Here is a 15,085-nt window from a genome sequence, read left to right as displayed (position 1 = left end):
AATATAGGAAAAACAGAGGGAGATGAAGATTTTATGTATTGGTCGTAATTATGAGGCGCATGCCCGTGAGTTGAAGAATCCGCTTCCGGCAGAGCCCGTTGTTTTTTCCAAGCCCGATTCTGCCTTGTTGCGCAATAACGATCCTTTTTATTTGCCCGATTTCGCCAATGAATTTCACCACGAGGTGGAAGTGGTGGTTCGCATCAGCCGATTGGGCAAGAATATTGAGGAGCGCTTTGCCCACAGGTATTACGAAGAACTGGCCTTGGGGGTTGACTTTACGGCGCGTGATTTACAGGATGAATTGCGCTCGAAGGGTTTGCCCTGGGAAAAATGCAAGGCTTTTGATGGTTCGGCAGTGCTGTCTGCCTTTACCCCTAAAATGCGCTTTGCCGATGTAAACAACATCAATTTTAGTTTGAAAGTAAACGGAGAAGTCCGTCAGCAGGGAAATACTGCAGATATGATCAATGGTATTGATCGATTGATTGCTTACGTTTCAAAATACTTTACTTTAAAAATTGGTGATCTGATTTATACCGGGACTCCGGCCGGGGTGGGTGCCGTGCAGATTGGCGATCGCCTGCAGGGTTATGTCGAAGAAGAGCTTTTCTTTGATTTTTTGGTGAAGTAGGTTTAATCAGGTGTTTCCGGGAAATTAGGCTTGCATAAAACCTGGCCGCAACAAATATTGGTGCAGCCAGGAATTCATAAGTTGTCGTAATAGATGTTTTATGAATAATGCAGGTTAAAAGTGCTTAATTCTTTTTGTCGGAAATTTCCGCTTTTGACTTTGCTCCCTCCTTTTCCTCTTCCTTTTTGAGCTCCTTTACCTCGTAGCCCAGGTCACGCATGCGTTTCGCCAGAGTTTCCTTGTCCACCTTATCGTAACGATAGGTGACGGCAACGGTTTTTTCTTCAATGTTGAATTCCAAATCTCGTACTCCGCGAACAAAGGCCAGGTCCTTCGTGATTTTGTCGACGCAGTTTTGGCAGTCGATGGATACCGAATAGTTGGTGGTTGTGCTGTTCTTCTGTGCCTGAATCGGCAGTGCCATCATCAGTAAGGCGGCTGCCACGAATAATAATCTTCTCATAATACCTTGTTTTATTGGTTCTACGTGTTGTTTTGAAAATTATTGCTTGGGTCGGTCAATGCTGAAGCGAAAGCCAAAATAAACTTTTCGGCCCATCAGCGGGCCCCATATCAGGGAGGCGTCGAAATGCTCGCTGAAGGGACTTTCGGCGGCTATGATGGGGTTCGCCTGCGTGTAGTTTCCGATGTTTTCGACACCCAGGTAGAAGTCCCACCGCCTCAGATACCGGGTTATTTGTGCATTGAAGACCTGGAAAGCTTCGAAATTTTCGGGGCGTTGCAAGTCCACCGGATTTTCTGCGGTGGAGGGGATGCGACCCGGTCCGTTAAACTGGGTGGTAAAATCGATTTGCCAGCGGGGCAGCGGCGTGGCGTAGGAGAGGTTGAAAAGTCCCCGGTACCGGCCCTGCAGTGCTTTGCGCTGGAGTTGATTGTTGGTGGTGACTTTAACGTCGTTGATGCGCCAGGCAGCTACCACATCCAGTCCCCGCAGTACTTCCATGGAGGCCTCGGCCTGAAAGACGTTGGAGTAGGAGCGACCATCGAGGTTATAGAAGTGCACTTCCCTTGCACTTTGGTCGAGGTCGGTCACCAATTGGTTGTCGAAACGGGTGTGGTAGTATTCTGCATTCAGCGTGAGTTCCCTGAGCCCCAGATGCAGGTAACGGCTTAGGTTGATGCCGTAATTCCAGCCTTTCTCCATTTCGAGGTCGGGTTGGATGTAGAGGTGGCGACTGGAGGCCAGGTAGGGATTGTTTTCGGCCAGGGCATTGGGGGTGCGGTATCCGGCCCCTGCCGAAGCGCGCAGTACCCAGTGCTCGTTGGGACTGAAGCGCAGGTGCAACCTGGGGGTGACAAAACTGCCGTACTGGTTGTGGTAATCGCCCCTTAAGCCCGCCAACAGGGTGAGTCGCTCGGGGATACTGTAGGTGTACTGGAAGTAGGCACCGGCAACTTGTTCGGTGCGATTGCCATCCGGTGCCTGAATGCGACTCAAATCACCATGCAATTCTTCGTCCAGGTCGTCGTACAAAAAGCTTAATCCTGTAGTGTACTTATGTTGGTCCGAATCGCCAAAACGGGAGGCCAGAATCAGGTTGGTGGACAGGTAGTTTTGGGTGGCGTCGTAAGCGACTCGTCCGTATTGACTGGCCTGGTTATGGTGACTGAAATTGGCTACGATGGCTACGCTGCTTTCGGGATCGCCCGGAAAAGTGTAGCCTGTTTTGAAAAAGGCTTCGAGGTTGCGGGTGTCGATGGTAATGCCAAAGGCATCCTGGTCCCCGGCCGCACGATTTCTGGAGTAAGCACTTTGTCCCCCCGTTCGTTCCTCGTCGAGTACTTTAAGCCCAAATTGGGTGAAAAGCTGGGGGGTGGGTCGTGTTTCCCAGCGGTTCATGAAGATATAGCGACGGGTGAGGGGCTCATCCAAAAAGCCATCGTGGTTGTGGTCGTTTTCGCGTGCATCGGTGGAGGCGTGCAACAATACGGCACTGTTCCACTTTTGGCCCACTTTAAATCCCGTATTGGCATTGCTTTCGAGTCGCCCCGATGAACTTACAAAGCCATTGAGAAAAAGTGCATCGGAAGTGGCTGGGGTTTTGTATTGCACATTGATTTGTCCCGTGAGCGATTCGTAACCGTTGGTTACCGAGGCGGCGCCCTTCGATACCTGAATGGATTCCATCCAGGGGCCCGGTACAAAATCCAGTCCGTATGCAGCCGCCAGTCCCCTGCTGGTGGGCATGTTTTCGGTGAGCATCTGTACATAGGTGCCCGATAAACCCAAAAGTTGAATTTGTTTGGCCCCGGTGGCGGCATCGGTATAACTCACATCTACCGAGGCGTTGGTCTCAAAGCTTTCGGCCAAGGAGCAGCAAGCGGCTTTGCACAGTTCGGCAGAGGTTATTTCCATGGTGGTAACCGGATTCAGGCGCGAGAGATGCGTGCCTGCCTGTCGGGCAGCCACTGTGACTTCGTCGAGTTGACTGTCGGCTTGCAATTCAATTTTAAGTTGCTGACTGGCTTTTGTCAGGTGAAGGGTGTCGCTGCGGTAGCCGACAAAACTGACCACCAGGTCGGCCTGGTCCGAAGGCCAGGGCAGCTCAAATCGGCCCTGGGCATCGGTGGATACACCGGTTGTGGTGTGGGCCCAGTACACATTGGCGCCCGCCACCGCTTGTTCACGACCCTCTGTTAGTTCTACTACTTGTCCGCTTACCCGCGACGTTGTATTGGGTTCCAGTGCCTGAAGACTTGGTCCCAACATGAGGAAGGACAAAAAGCATGCAGCTGATTTTCGTATGTTCATTTTAGCTGTTGTTTGTGATGAATTGGCAGTACTTGTGTTGCTGTGCAGCCTGGGCTGAACGGCTCCTTGTCTGCTGATCACAAACGATAAACGGCTATTTTTTGAAGGAGTTCGAAGCCACCCGGAGGGGGCGGACTTTTATAGGCGGTTTCGGGATGGCAGGTGTTTTCCTGTTCTGGCCAAAGCAGCTGTTGGGCCAGGTAGATGAGACTAAAATCCAGTTCGGTAGGCAGGGGCAGGCCGTCTTCATCGGAAGGCGGTGAAAAGGGACTTTCAATTTTTTTTATTTGCAAGTCGCAGTCGTGCTCATGTTCCGGGGTTTCTGACTCGCAGGTACAATCGGTTTGTTCTTGTGTTGGGCAGGCAGAACTGCTTTGATGATTGTCGCAAAAGCAGGAGCCGGCTTCATGCTGGTGATCGTGGTCTATGAGCAAAAAGGCCGTTTCGGTGGCCCGACTGTTGCAAGTGCCGCAATGGTGGTGAATGAGGGCAAAACCTAGGGTGGCCGGTATAAATACCAGCAACAGAAGGAGACTGCCCAATTTGCGTACCACTTTAATCATAGTGCAAACTTAATAATTATGGGCTTTTATGCGGGTTAATGGATTGTTAAACTTTCTGTAATTCACTCTTTATATAGGCTTAATTAAGCAGAGGCTTTTTTGGCGGACGGGCAGTGGGGGTTCGTGAATGATGCCGCTTAGCCTGGCGCTGTAATATATAAAGGCCGCCGGAACCTGGTTCCGACGGCCTCACTGAGTTTAAAGTCTTGTGTTAATAATAATCTTCCTCGTCTTCTACGATGTCGTCTTCATAGTAATCGTCTACTTCGCTCTTGCTTGAGTAGTCGAATTCGTCCATCTCATCCATTTCGTCGTAAATGGAGGGTTTTCTGGAACGCTTTTGTTTGCCTAGCTTTACCCCCGGTTTTCCCAGGGCATCTTCGTCCTGGAACATCCCGGAATTCTTTTTGGGAAGCTTCTTTCCTTTCATTTTTCTGTCACTTTAATTGGTTAAAATATGAATGCTTAACAGGGTGGAAAAATACAAAAAAAATGATTCCACCAACAATACTTCAACAAATTTCGGTGTTTTTTAAATAAGCTGCCAGATTTATTTGATTTTTCGAACATTAAGTTGTCCAGAGCTGTAGCTGAGCACCTTTATTTCGTCGCCTTTTTCGATGTATCCTTCCATGGCGCGGGCATCGTAAACTTCATCGTTGATGCGGACTTTTCCGGAGGGGCGCAGAACGGTGGCTGCACTGCCTGTTTGTCCCACCAGGGTGCGGGGTTGACTGTCCACCCCAATGTAGCCTTTGTCGTTGTCCTGCGAGGTTTGCAGGGCCAGTCTCGAAAAAATGCCGCTTTCGGCGCCAACCAGTTTGTGACTGAGGTAGATGGTCAGGACTATGCCTCCGGTAAGACCGCCCAACACAATCAGTAGGGCTTCCATAAATTCGCCATCGCCAACGCCGCTGAAATCAAAGACGACATTGGAAAGTAAGCTGAGGGTTAGCCCGGTAACGGCCATAACGATACCGGATATGCCGGCCACCCCAAAGCCTGGAATGACAAATATTTCGAGGGCAATTAGGGCGATGCCTATGATAAAGAGCAGGATTTCCCAATTGGCTGCCAGTCCGTCGAGGTATAAGGGGGCAAAGTATAATACGGCAGCAATCAGTGCCGCCAGTATGGGGAAGCCGATGCCCGGCGATTGCAATTCAAAGTAAATGCCGCCAATGATGAGCAGAATGAGGATGCCGCGCAGAATGGGGCTGGTAAGAAAACCTTTGATGCCATCGAAGACCGTGGGCCGAAAGGATACGATGCGGGCATCGCTCATTCCGATTTGTGCCTTAACTTCCTCTATGTTGTTGGCGATTCCGTCGCAATATCCGTGTTCCATAGCTTCGAGGGTGGTGAAGGTAAGTACTTTGGCCGAGTCGATGATGCCGGGGATGCTGACCCGGTCGTCGACCATGGCTTCGGCAATGCGCGGGTCGCGCCGCCATTGCAGAATGGTGTCGTTGCCTGCAATCAGGGTGTCGTGCCCGTGGGCCTCGGCGGTGGCACGGATGGTGGAGCGCATGTAGGACTGGTACTTGTCGGGCATCTGTTCCCCGCCTTGATTTACAACGGTGGCCGCACCAATGTTGGCACCGGGACGCATGTATATTTTCTTTGCTGCAATGGATATCAGTGCCCCGGCACTGGCTGCGTTGTTGTCGATGAATACGTAAACGGGGATTTCGCTGTTGAGTATTTTGGTTCGGATGGAGTCGGCAAAAAGAACTTCACCACCATAGGTGTTCAGGTGAATGATGATGGCCTTGGCCTGCAGCTCCCGGGCTTCGGCAAAACCACGCTGGGTGTGCACCCAGCTGGTACTGTTGATGTTGCTGAATATGGGCAGGCGGTATACCAAGTGGGTGCTGTCTTTAGGTGTGCTGTCTTCGGCCTGGGCCTGAACAGTGCTGGTCAACAGAAGTAAAAGACTTGCCAGCAGAATGGTGCATCGTTTCATTGGACTCGATTTTTTATCAAAAATAGCAAATTATAGCTTCCGTGGACAGACTAGCGCCGCTTATTTAAAAGCAGATGCTACAGATGGACTGCTTTGTCCTGAAGCCTGCAATGCTGCGAACATCTGAGGGTGCTGGTTTCGTTGCTTTTTTGTAACTTTGTGGCTTAATTGTAAACCGATAATCATGCTCAACATTCAGTTGCTTACTGCAATTTCTCCCATTGATGGCCGCTACCGCGATAAAGTGGACGGACTGGCCTTGTATTTTTCGGAATATGCCCTCATTCGCTACCGGGTGATGGTCGAAATCGAATATTTTATTTCGCTTTGTGAATTGCCTTTGCCACAGTTGAGTGGTTTCGAAAAGGCCTTGTACGGTGATTTGCGTAAGATATATAAAGATTTCACCCTGGAAGATGCCGAGAAAGTGAAGGGTATTGAGGCGGTGACCAACCACGATGTTAAGGCGGTAGAATATTTCATTAAGGAGCGTTTTGACCTGCTGAAGCTGGAGGCTTATAAGGAGTTTATTCATTTTGGACTGACTTCTCAGGACATCAATAATACGGCAGTACCTGCTTCCTTGCGGGATGCGGTACACGATATTTATTATCCGCTGCTGGAGGAGCTGATTGCTTCGCTGGATCAGCTGGCGGAGGACTGGCGTGAGGTGGCTATGTTGGCTAAAACACACGGTCAGCCGGCTTCACCCACCCGTCTGGGTAAGGAAATCAGGGTATTTGTAGAGCGCTTGAATACGCAGTTGAATCTGCTCAAAGGCATTCCCTGTTCGGCCAAGTTTGGAGGAGCCACGGGTAACTTTAATGCGCATCATGCGGCTTATCCGCAGATCGACTGGGTGGCTTTCGGCAACAGTTTTTTGAACGATGCTCTTAAGTTGGAGCGGGAGCAGTTGACTACGCAGATTAGTAACTACGACAATCTGGCGGCTTCCTTCGATAATTTTAAGCGCATCAACACCATCATGCTGGATTTGAGTCGCGATATGTGGACCTACATTATGATGGAGTATTTCAAGCAGAAAATTAAGAAGGGCGAAGTGGGCTCCAGTGCTATGCCGCATAAGGTGAATCCCATCGATTTTGAAAATGCGGAGGGCAACCTGGGAATAGCCAATGCTTTGTTTGAGCATCTTGCTGCCAAATTGCCCGTTTCACGTTTGCAACGCGACCTGACCGACAGTACGGTGTTGCGTAATATTGGTGTGCCGCTGGGCCATACCGTTTTGGCCATTAAGTCCATTCAAAAAGGTTTGAGTAAGCTCTTGCTGAATGAGAAGGCGATTCAGCGCGACCTGGAAAACAATTGGGCGGTTGTTGCCGAAGGCATACAAACCATTTTGCGCAGAGAGGCTTACCCCAATCCTTATGAAGCGCTTAAAGAACTGACGCGTACCAATACTGTAATCGACGGTCCTGCCATAGCTGCGTTTGTGGAAACATTGGAGGTCTCGGAGACAGTGAAGGAAGAATTGCGTCGCTTGAGCCCCTCGTCTTACACCGGGGTTGATTTGTATTAACATAAAGGCCCGGGCACTGTAGCCCGGGCTTATTTTATAAAGCCTCATTTCTATGAAGGAGTTTTTTAAGATTGCCTGGCGTTTTCTTCGTCCCTACAAACATTTGCTGGGTCTTAACTTTGTTTTTAACTTGTTGAGTGCCCTTTTTGCGGTGTTTTCTGTCGCCCTGATTATTCCGATTCTGCAGATTATCTTTCAAATGGAGAGTAAGGTCTATGAATTCCAGGCCAATGCGGTTTCATTTTTTCCGTTCAATTTTGATGTTTCGGCACTGCAAAACAACCTTTATTACTTCATTACCTTATATAAGGATGAGTATGGCCCCGGTTGGGCGCTCTTGTTTGTTGGGGTGTTTTTGGTTGTGGCTACCTTTTTAAAAGTGGGGACCACCTATTTGGCTTCGTATACGAGTGTGGGACTGCGAAATGGGGTGGTACGCGATTTACGTCGCTTGTTGTACGATAAAATTTTGGCCCTTCCGATGGCTTTTTTCAGTTCGGAGCGCAAGGGGGATATCATCTCGCGGTCGACCGGAGACGTGCAGGAGGTGGAAAATTCCATTATGGCCTCACTCGATTTGGTGTTGAAGAATCCGGTACTGATTGTGGTATATCTGGTTACTCTGTTGATCTTTAGTGTGGAGCTTACCCTTTTTGTGATGGTCATGTTGCCGATAGCCGGCTTTATTATTGGTCGCATTGGTAAGAGTTTGAAAAAGAAGTCAAAACGCGGTCAGGAGAAAATGGGGGTAATTCTGGGTGTGCTGGAAGAAACCCTTTCGGGTTTGCGGATTATTAAAGCTTTTAATGCCGAAAAGCGGATGAACGAACGCTATTCGCATGAAATTGAGGATTACCGCCATATTATGAATCGTTTGATGCGCCGAAGGGAGTTGGCCCATCCGGTGAGCGAATTGCTGGGTACCATAGTTATGGTGATGGTGGTTTGGTTTGGTGGCACACTTATTTTGAGTACGGATAATCACCTTGACCCGGCTACCTTTATGTCCTATGTGGGTGTTTTTTACTTGATCATTCAACCCGCTAAGGCCTTTTCGCAGGGTTTTTTTAGTATTCAGAAAGGTTTGGCCGCCTACGACCGCATTGATATGGTGCTGAAAGCCGATGTGAGTATTAAGGAAAAGGAGGATGCCCGGACGGTGAATACCCTGGAGCACAGCATCGAATACCGCGACGTAACTTTCGCTTATCACGATAGGCCTGTTTTGAAGAAGGTGCGCCTCGAGATTCCCAAAGGCAAGACCATTGCACTGGTGGGGCAGTCGGGCAGCGGCAAATCGACCTTTGTCGATTTGCTGCCGCGCTTGTACGACATTCAGCAGGGCAGCATCTGTATCGACGGGGTGGATATTCGTGATTTGAAAATTCATGACCTGCGGGATTTGATGGGCAATGTGAATCAGGAGGCCATTCTTTTCAACGATACGATTTACAATAATATTGTTTTTGGGGTGGACAGTGCTGCTCCGGAGGAAGTGGAGGCTGCGGCCAAGGTGGCCAATGCGCACGATTTCATTATGGAAACGGAAGACGGGTATCAAACGCTAATTGGTGATCGGGGCGGAAAGCTTTCCGGTGGTCAGCGTCAACGCCTGAGTATTGCCCGGGCAGTGCTTAAGAATCCGCCCATCTTAATTCTGGATGAGGCTACTTCGGCCCTCGATACCGAATCGGAACTTCTGGTTCAGCAAGCCTTGGAAAATTTGATGGCCAATCGTACGTCGATTGTCATTGCGCACCGTTTGTCCACCGTCCGAAATGCAGATTTGATTTGCGTATTTCATGAGGGCGAGATTGTGGAAAGGGGAACGCATGAGGCGCTGCTGGCTGCTGATGGGGTTTATAAGAAATTGCACGGTTTGCAAATGCGTGATTAGGAAACTTTTAGCTTGAGGGCGACGTATAGGTTTTACAATATGTTGCTATGCGGAAAATTTGGACAACAGCTGCTTTGTTTTTGGGTTTGAGGACTTTTATGTGGGCTGCGGAGCCGACTGAAGTTGCAATGACCGACTTCTGTGGTGCCTTGCCGACTTCGTGGGAGGTACCTGAGGCCTATTGTTCACTTTTTGCTGCAGCGGCTGAATTGGTTCCCGATTTGCAGCAAGAACGCATCTGTGTAAGAGAACGGTCGTTGTCGACCACCATGGCGGCGCGCCCTGTTTTGGGAAGTATGCTTTTCCGAAGTCGTGATCAACGCAGTTATGTTATCGAAATTAATACCAATGTAAATTTTGATGGCGTTCTTTTACAGGAGGTGCCGGTAGGAGCCAGATTGGGCTTGGTTTTGCATGAGTTGATGCACATTAAGGATTATCGTGGGCGTAATGTTTTGGGGGTGGCACAAAGAGGCTGGCAGTATTTGTCGCAACGCGGAAAGACGCGTTTCGAATGGGAGATTGATCGTATGGTGCTGAAGGCTGGACTGGAAACCTATCTCTTACTGTGGGCGCATTTTGTTATGGAAGAGTCTGAGGCCAGTGAGGCTTACAAAGAGTTTAAGCGCGAGGTGTACATGACGCCTGTCGAGATTTTTTTAGATTTGGAGGAGGACGGGGTGTTGCAGGATCACCGTTTGGTTATTTGAGCGGCACGATTTCTGTTGGAAAGATACGAGGACCTTTTGGGTAGATAATACTAGATTTATGGGAGGGGAGTTATGAAGCAAGTTTTTACCGCAGTTCGTAAGCTTTTGTTTTTTTGTGTACTGTTGGGACTTTGGGAGTTTTTTGCACTGGACGTTCAAGCCGGCAATAGTATAGAGGAAAATCAGGTAAAGGTTTTTACTGATCCCTATACCGGAGAGTTGGTGATGCAAAACCCTATAGAGGGAGCCTGGCAGGTGCAATTGTTTGATCTTACAGGCAGGGAGGTCTTGAATCAAAAAGTGGCGGAAGGCACCAGCATTTATCGAATGGAGCGCAGCGCCCTGCGAAAGGGTATTTATCTTTTTCGTTTTACACCGGCTCCAGGGGCTGAAGCTGCTACCATTAAAGTGATGCTGCCTTAGTCTTCTTTATCGGGTATAAATATTAGTGAGATGCTGTTGACGCAGTGTCTGGTGTCTTTTTGGGTAAACCGTTCTCCGGTAAACACATGCCCCAAATGTCCTTTACAACGGGCACAAATGATCTCTGTTCTTCTTCCGTCGGCATCGGGAATCCTCTCTACGGCTCCTTCAATGGTATCGTCGAAGGAGGGCCACCCGCAGTGGGCATCAAATTTGTCGTTGCTCCTGTAGAGGTGTGCCCCGCATTGTTTACAGGCATAGGTTCCTTGTTCACTATGCAGGTAGTATTCTCCTGAAAAAGGTCTTTCTGTTCCCTTGTCTATAATTACCCGCTCTTCTTCGGGACTGAGCATGCGAAATTCAAATTTTTGCATGGTGGTATCGTTTTGGTGAGTTACATGCTTATTCTGTGCCGCTAAGGGCACAAGCGACAAAAGCGCACCCAGCAAAAGTGTTGTTTTTTTCCACATATCGTTCCTTTTTTCGGCACAAGTCAATATTATATAACAATTCTAAGGTGGTTTTGTTTGTCGTCTCCTTCTTAACTTTTGTTATATTTGTTGATGCAAAAATCTAAAATCTACTAAACTTTATAAAATGGGATTAAAAATCATTGTCCTTGCCAAGCAGGTACCCGATACGCGCAATGTGGGTAAGGACGCTATGAAAGCCGATGGCACGGTTAACCGTGCTGCGCTTGCGGCCATTTTCAATCCGGAGGATTTGAATGCGCTGGAACAGGCCTTGCGTTTGAAGGATAAGTATAAGGACAGCACCGTAACTTTGTTAACCATGGGACCGGGCCGGGCAGCAGACATCATACGCGAAGGTCTGTTTCGCGGTGCCGATAACGGGTTCTTGTTGACCGATAGGGCTTTTGCCGGTTCGGATACCCTGGCCACCTCTTATGCCCTGGCTTGTGCCATACGAAAAATCGCTGATTACGATTTAATCATTGCCGGTCGTCAGGCCATTGACGGGGATACCGCTCAGGTGGGACCGCAGGTGGCCGAAAAGCTGCACTTGCCCCAGGTTACTTATGCCGAGGAGGTGTTGAAGGTTGAGAAGGGTAAAATTACTATCAAACGTCGACTCGAAAGAGGCGTGGAGACGGTGGAAACACCGCTGCCTTCGGTGATTACTGTGAATAGTTCAGCACCACCTTGTCGCCCCCGGGCGGCCAAGTTGCTGATGAAGTACAAGCATGCACTGACCATTTCGGAACGGCATGCCAAGGCCGAGGATTATATTGATTTGTCGGCCGACCGGCCCTACCTGAATATTCAGGAGTGGAGTGTGAATGATGTGGAGACCGATGCCAAATGGTTGGGTTTGAGTGGTTCGCCCACCAAGGTGAAGAGCATTGAGAATGTGGTTTTCCAGGCCAAGGAAGCTAAAGTGTTGACGACCTCCGATGCCGATGTGGAGGGTTTAGTAAAAGAGTTGATGGCCAATCACACCATTGGTTAGGTAGTACCGGATAAATTATACAGACTATGAACAGTGTATTTGTAATATGCGAAATAGAAGAAGGTAAGGTGGCCGATGTGAGTCTCGAATTGCTCACCAAAGGTCGCAGTTTAGCTTCTACCCTTCAATGTAAATTGGAAGCCCTTGTGCTGGGGCACCAGCTCAATGGTATTGAGAAAGAAATATTTCCTTATGGCGCCGATGTGGTGCATATTGGAGACGATGCTCGCCTGGCGCCCTATACCACCCTGCCGCACGCGGCTGTGGTAAACGCCTTGTTTCGTGAGGAAAAGCCTCAAATTGGCTTATTGGGTGCCACCACCATGGGACGTGATTTGGGGCCCAGGGTTTCTTCGGCCCTGGTAAGCGGTCTTACCGCCGATTGTACGGCTTTGGAGATTGGCGATCATGAGGATAAAAAAGCAGGGAAAACCTATAAGAACCTGCTGTATCAGATTCGTCCCGCTTTTGGTGGCAACATTGTGGCCACCATTATAAATCCCGACTGTCGTCCGCAGATGGCTACGGTTAGGGAAGGGGTGATGAAGAAGGAAATTTTCTCTGCCACCCACAAGGGGACGGTGAAGAAGATTGATGTGGATAAGCTGCTGAAGCCCGAAGATTTGGTGGTGAAGGTGCTGGAGCGACACATGGAGAAGAGTCGGGTGAACATTAAGAACTCTTCGATTATTGTTGCAGGGGGCTACGGTATGGGGTCCAAGGAAAATTTTCAGGTGCTGTACGATTTGGCTGAGGTGTTGGGTGCCGAGGTGGGCGCTTCGCGCGCAGCTGTAGATGCCGGGTACGCCGATCACGATCGTCAGGTGGGGCAGACCGGAGTAACGGTGCGCCCTAAGTTGTACATCGCTTGTGGTATTTCCGGCCAAATTCAGCACACGGCGGGTATGGAAGAGTCGGCCATGGTCATTGCCATTAACAACGACCCCATGGCGCCCATCAACCGGATGGCCGATTATGTGATCACCGGCGATGTGATGGAAGTGGTCCCCAAAATGATCAAGTATTATAAAAAGAACAGCAAGTAGCACCTTCAACTGAACTAAGAAATGGCTAATTTTTTCACGGATAATCCCGATCTGCTTTTTCATCTGCAACATCCGCTGATGAAGAAGATTGTGGCGCTCAAGGAGCGTGATTTTGCGGATAAAGATAAATTTGATTATGCGCCCCTCGATTTTGAGGATGCGATGGACAGCTATGAGAAGGTGCTGGAAATTGTGGGCGAAATTTGTGGCGATATTGTGGCGCCCAATGCCGAAGGCGTGGATGCCGCCGGGCCACAGATTGTAAATAATGAGGTGGTGTACGCCCCTGGTACACAGGAAAATCTGGATGCCTTGGTGAAGGCCGGACTCATGGGTATTACCCTGCCACGTAAATATGAGGGCCTGAATTTTCCGATTGTTCCTTACATTATGGCGGCCGATATTGTGTCGCGTGCCGATGCGGGCTTTGTGAATATTTGGGGCTTGCAGGATTGTGCCGAAACCATCAATGAGTTTGCCGATGAGGACCAGAAAGCGCGTTTTTTGCCCCGCATATCCAATGGGGAAACGGCGGCTATGGACCTGACCGAGCCCGATGCCGGATCGGATTTGCAGGCTGTGCAGCTGAAAGCTACGCTCAATGAGAAGGACGGGAAGTGGTACCTGAATGGGGTGAAACGCTTTATTACCAATGGGGACGGACATGTGTCCCTGGTGTTGGCGCGAAGCGAAGAGGGCACCAGCGATGGACGTGGTTTGTCGATGTTTATTTACGATCGCAACCACAAGGCGGTTACCATCCGTCGTATCGAAAACAAAATGGGCATTAAAGGCTCACCCACCTGTGAGCTGGTATTTAAGAATGCGCCGGCCGAATTGGTGGGCGACCGTAAGTTGGGGCTCATTAAGTATGTGATGGCCTTGATGAATGGCGCCCGATTGGGCATTGGTGCCCAATCGGTTGGTCTTTCCGAAGCGGCTTATCGCGAAGCGGTGGCCTATGCCGATGAGCGTAAGCAGTTTGGGAAGGCCATTGTGCAGTTTCCTGCCGTTTATGAGATGTTGGCCAATATGAAAGCCAAATTGGATGCCTCGCGCACTTTGTTGTACGAGACTTCGAGGTATGTGGATGTGTACAAAACCTATATGCATATTGCTGAGGAACGCAGTCTCACCAAAGAGGAACGTGCCGATATGAAGTATTATCAGCGTTTGGCTGATTTCTTTACCCCTTTATTGAAGGGTATGACCAGTGAGTACTGTAATCAATTGGCTTACGACTCTTTGCAGATTCACGGGGGCAGTGGTTTTATGAAAGACTATCCCATTGAGCGGATTTACCGGGATGCACGTATCACCACTATTTACGAGGGGACTACCCAGTTGCAGGTGGTGGCTGCCATCCGGGGGGTTACCACTGGTGCTTATCTGGCCCGTATTCGCGAATTTGAGGAGATGTTTATTAAACCGGAATTGCATGGTTTCCGAAGGATACTTATTGGTATGACTGAGGAATATGAGAAGGCGGTGAAACAAGTTGTGGAAATTAAGGACAATGAGTACCTCGATTTTCACGCCCGTCGTCTCGTTGAAATGGCCGGACACATAATTATGGGCTATCTTTTGTTGCTCGATACCGAACGCGATGATCGATTCCGTTCCTCAACAGAAGTGTATTTGCGCTACGGCAGAGCCGAGAACAAGGCCCGTGCCGCCTACATTGCAGAGTTTTCCATCGACGATCTGGGCTTTTTTAAGCCTTAATGCCGGTTGATGTCTGAAGTTTTATTCTGGGGGGCAGTTCGGATTGTAGAACTGTCCCCCCTTTTTTTTATTTTACCCGGCTGAGCTGTTGGCATCCTTTTTGATTCTTTTGTCTGGAGCATTGCCTTGTAGGTTGATATTTTGTTTAATGTTAAATATGCCTTTATAGGGAACTCTTATTTAACCTAAGGTGGCAGGCTTAATTTGTTTTCTTGTAATCAGATAGATTAAGGCCATGGGAGCAAGGGCAAAATAGATTTTAATACAATGGATTTGCTTTTTGATTATTTTTAATACAAAAAATATCCTTTGTTTCATTGTCGTTTGCGTTTCACTTG

14 protein-coding genes are annotated in these 15,085 nt (G+C 49.0%); 8 read left to right on the top strand and 6 right to left on the bottom strand.

What is annotated here, in order from left to right:
* Positions 1 to 22: 22 nt before the first annotated feature.
* Positions 23 to 634 (top strand): fumarylacetoacetate hydrolase family protein, encoded by a 612-nt coding sequence (locus B4W65_RS11315; protein WP_088655271.1) that lies wholly within the window; start codon positions 23 to 25, stop codon positions 632 to 634.
* A gap of 124 nt (positions 635 to 758) precedes the next feature.
* Here the strand turns inward: B4W65_RS11315 and B4W65_RS11310 are convergent, their stop codons facing one another.
* The 5 genes from B4W65_RS11310 to B4W65_RS11290 form a co-directional block, all read right to left on the bottom strand.
* A complete protein-coding gene (locus B4W65_RS11310) occupies positions 759 to 1,097 on the bottom strand; it encodes a heavy-metal-associated domain-containing protein (protein WP_088655270.1) in 339 nt (112 codons plus the stop codon).
* A 39-nt stretch (positions 1,098 to 1,136) separates the two neighbouring features.
* Positions 1,137 to 3,407 (bottom strand): TonB-dependent receptor, encoded by a 2,271-nt coding sequence (locus B4W65_RS11305; RefSeq protein WP_205741261.1) that lies wholly within the window; start codon positions 3,405 to 3,407, stop codon positions 1,137 to 1,139.
* 77 nt (positions 3,408 to 3,484) lie between these two features.
* Complete coding sequence (locus B4W65_RS11300) at positions 3,485 to 3,970, bottom strand: hypothetical protein (RefSeq protein ID WP_088655269.1); 486 nt, start codon at positions 3,968 to 3,970, stop codon at positions 3,485 to 3,487.
* 211 nt (positions 3,971 to 4,181) lie between these two features.
* On the bottom strand, positions 4,182 to 4,400 hold the full coding sequence (locus B4W65_RS11295; RefSeq protein ID WP_088655268.1) for a hypothetical protein: 219 nt from the start codon (positions 4,398 to 4,400) through the stop codon (positions 4,182 to 4,184).
* A 120-nt stretch (positions 4,401 to 4,520) separates the two neighbouring features.
* Positions 4,521 to 5,936 carry an NfeD family protein gene (locus B4W65_RS11290; RefSeq protein ID WP_088655267.1) on the bottom strand — a complete coding sequence of 472 codons (1,416 nt, stop codon included), beginning with the start codon at positions 5,934 to 5,936 and terminating at the stop codon, positions 4,521 to 4,523.
* Positions 5,937 to 6,120: 184 nt separating this feature from the next.
* Here B4W65_RS11290 and purB point away from each other — a divergent pair, with 184 nt between their 5' ends.
* From purB to B4W65_RS11270, 4 genes are all read left to right on the top strand, one after another.
* On the top strand, positions 6,121 to 7,476 hold the full coding sequence (purB, locus tag B4W65_RS11285; protein WP_088655266.1) for an adenylosuccinate lyase: 1,356 nt from the start codon (positions 6,121 to 6,123) through the stop codon (positions 7,474 to 7,476).
* Positions 7,477 to 7,528: 52 nt separating this feature from the next.
* Complete coding sequence (locus B4W65_RS11280) at positions 7,529 to 9,373, top strand: ABC transporter ATP-binding protein (RefSeq protein ID WP_088655265.1); 1,845 nt, start codon at positions 7,529 to 7,531, stop codon at positions 9,371 to 9,373.
* 47 nt (positions 9,374 to 9,420) lie between these two features.
* Positions 9,421 to 10,083 (top strand): hypothetical protein, encoded by a 663-nt coding sequence (locus B4W65_RS11275; RefSeq protein ID WP_088655264.1) that lies wholly within the window; start codon positions 9,421 to 9,423, stop codon positions 10,081 to 10,083.
* 72 nt (positions 10,084 to 10,155) lie between these two features.
* Positions 10,156 to 10,506 (top strand): T9SS type A sorting domain-containing protein, encoded by a 351-nt coding sequence (locus B4W65_RS11270; RefSeq protein WP_088655263.1) that lies wholly within the window; start codon positions 10,156 to 10,158, stop codon positions 10,504 to 10,506.
* Here the strand turns inward: B4W65_RS11270 and B4W65_RS11265 are convergent.
* On the bottom strand, positions 10,503 to 10,976 hold the full coding sequence (locus B4W65_RS11265; RefSeq protein ID WP_088655262.1) for a methionine-R-sulfoxide reductase: 474 nt from the start codon (positions 10,974 to 10,976) through the stop codon (positions 10,503 to 10,505). The genes B4W65_RS11270 and B4W65_RS11265 overlap by 4 nt on opposite strands.
* Before the next feature lie 127 nt (positions 10,977 to 11,103).
* Between B4W65_RS11265 and B4W65_RS11260 the strand changes: the two genes are divergently transcribed.
* The 3 genes from B4W65_RS11260 to B4W65_RS11250 are packed head-to-tail and all read left to right on the top strand — an operon-like array spanning position 11,104 to position 14,747.
* Positions 11,104 to 11,976, top strand: a complete 873-nt coding sequence (locus B4W65_RS11260; RefSeq protein ID WP_088655261.1) for an electron transfer flavoprotein subunit beta/FixA family protein — start codon at positions 11,104 to 11,106, stop codon at positions 11,974 to 11,976.
* Between the two features lie 26 nt (positions 11,977 to 12,002).
* Positions 12,003 to 13,022, top strand: a complete 1,020-nt coding sequence (locus tag B4W65_RS11255; protein WP_088655260.1) for an electron transfer flavoprotein subunit alpha/FixB family protein — start codon at positions 12,003 to 12,005, stop codon at positions 13,020 to 13,022.
* Positions 13,023 to 13,043: 21 nt separating this feature from the next.
* The gene (locus tag B4W65_RS11250) at positions 13,044 to 14,747 is read left to right on the top strand and encodes an acyl-CoA dehydrogenase family protein (protein WP_088655259.1); all 1,704 of its coding nucleotides are present in this window, start codon (positions 13,044 to 13,046) and stop codon (positions 14,745 to 14,747) included.
* Positions 14,748 to 15,085 lie beyond the last annotated feature (338 nt).

This window comes from Geofilum rhodophaeum (genome assembly GCF_002210225.1).
Lineage (GTDB): Bacteria > Bacteroidota > Bacteroidia > Bacteroidales > Marinilabiliaceae > Geofilum > Geofilum rhodophaeum.
The sequence above is the reverse complement of the archived record's forward strand: the minus strand, read 5'-3'. Positions and strand labels throughout refer to the sequence as shown.

What these genes read in the sequence shown, in the direction of transcription:
- B4W65_RS11315 (WP_088655271.1), top strand. Translation starts at nt 23, where the DNA reads ATGAAGATTTTATGTATTGGTCGTAATTATGAGGCGCATGCCCGTGAG.
- B4W65_RS11310 (WP_088655270.1), bottom strand. Translation starts at nt 1,097, where the DNA reads ATGAGAAGATTATTATTCGTGGCAGCCGCCTTACTGATGATGGCACTG.
- B4W65_RS11305 (WP_205741261.1), bottom strand. Translation starts at nt 3,407, where the DNA reads ATGAACATACGAAAATCAGCTGCATGCTTTTTGTCCTTCCTCATGTTG.
- B4W65_RS11300 (WP_088655269.1), bottom strand. Translation starts at nt 3,970, where the DNA reads ATGATTAAAGTGGTACGCAAATTGGGCAGTCTCCTTCTGTTGCTGGTA.
- B4W65_RS11295 (WP_088655268.1), bottom strand. Translation starts at nt 4,400, where the DNA reads ATGAAAGGAAAGAAGCTTCCCAAAAAGAATTCCGGGATGTTCCAGGAC.
- B4W65_RS11290 (WP_088655267.1), bottom strand. Translation starts at nt 5,936, where the DNA reads ATGAAACGATGCACCATTCTGCTGGCAAGTCTTTTACTTCTGTTGACC.
- purB (WP_088655266.1), top strand. Translation starts at nt 6,121, where the DNA reads ATGCTCAACATTCAGTTGCTTACTGCAATTTCTCCCATTGATGGCCGC.
- B4W65_RS11280 (WP_088655265.1), top strand. Translation starts at nt 7,529, where the DNA reads ATGAAGGAGTTTTTTAAGATTGCCTGGCGTTTTCTTCGTCCCTACAAA.
- B4W65_RS11275 (WP_088655264.1), top strand. Translation starts at nt 9,421, where the DNA reads ATGCGGAAAATTTGGACAACAGCTGCTTTGTTTTTGGGTTTGAGGACT.
- B4W65_RS11270 (WP_088655263.1), top strand. Translation starts at nt 10,156, where the DNA reads ATGAAGCAAGTTTTTACCGCAGTTCGTAAGCTTTTGTTTTTTTGTGTA.
- B4W65_RS11265 (WP_088655262.1), bottom strand. Translation starts at nt 10,976, where the DNA reads ATGTGGAAAAAAACAACACTTTTGCTGGGTGCGCTTTTGTCGCTTGTG.
- B4W65_RS11260 (WP_088655261.1), top strand. Translation starts at nt 11,104, where the DNA reads ATGGGATTAAAAATCATTGTCCTTGCCAAGCAGGTACCCGATACGCGC.
- B4W65_RS11255 (WP_088655260.1), top strand. Translation starts at nt 12,003, where the DNA reads ATGAACAGTGTATTTGTAATATGCGAAATAGAAGAAGGTAAGGTGGCC.
- B4W65_RS11250 (WP_088655259.1), top strand. Translation starts at nt 13,044, where the DNA reads ATGGCTAATTTTTTCACGGATAATCCCGATCTGCTTTTTCATCTGCAA.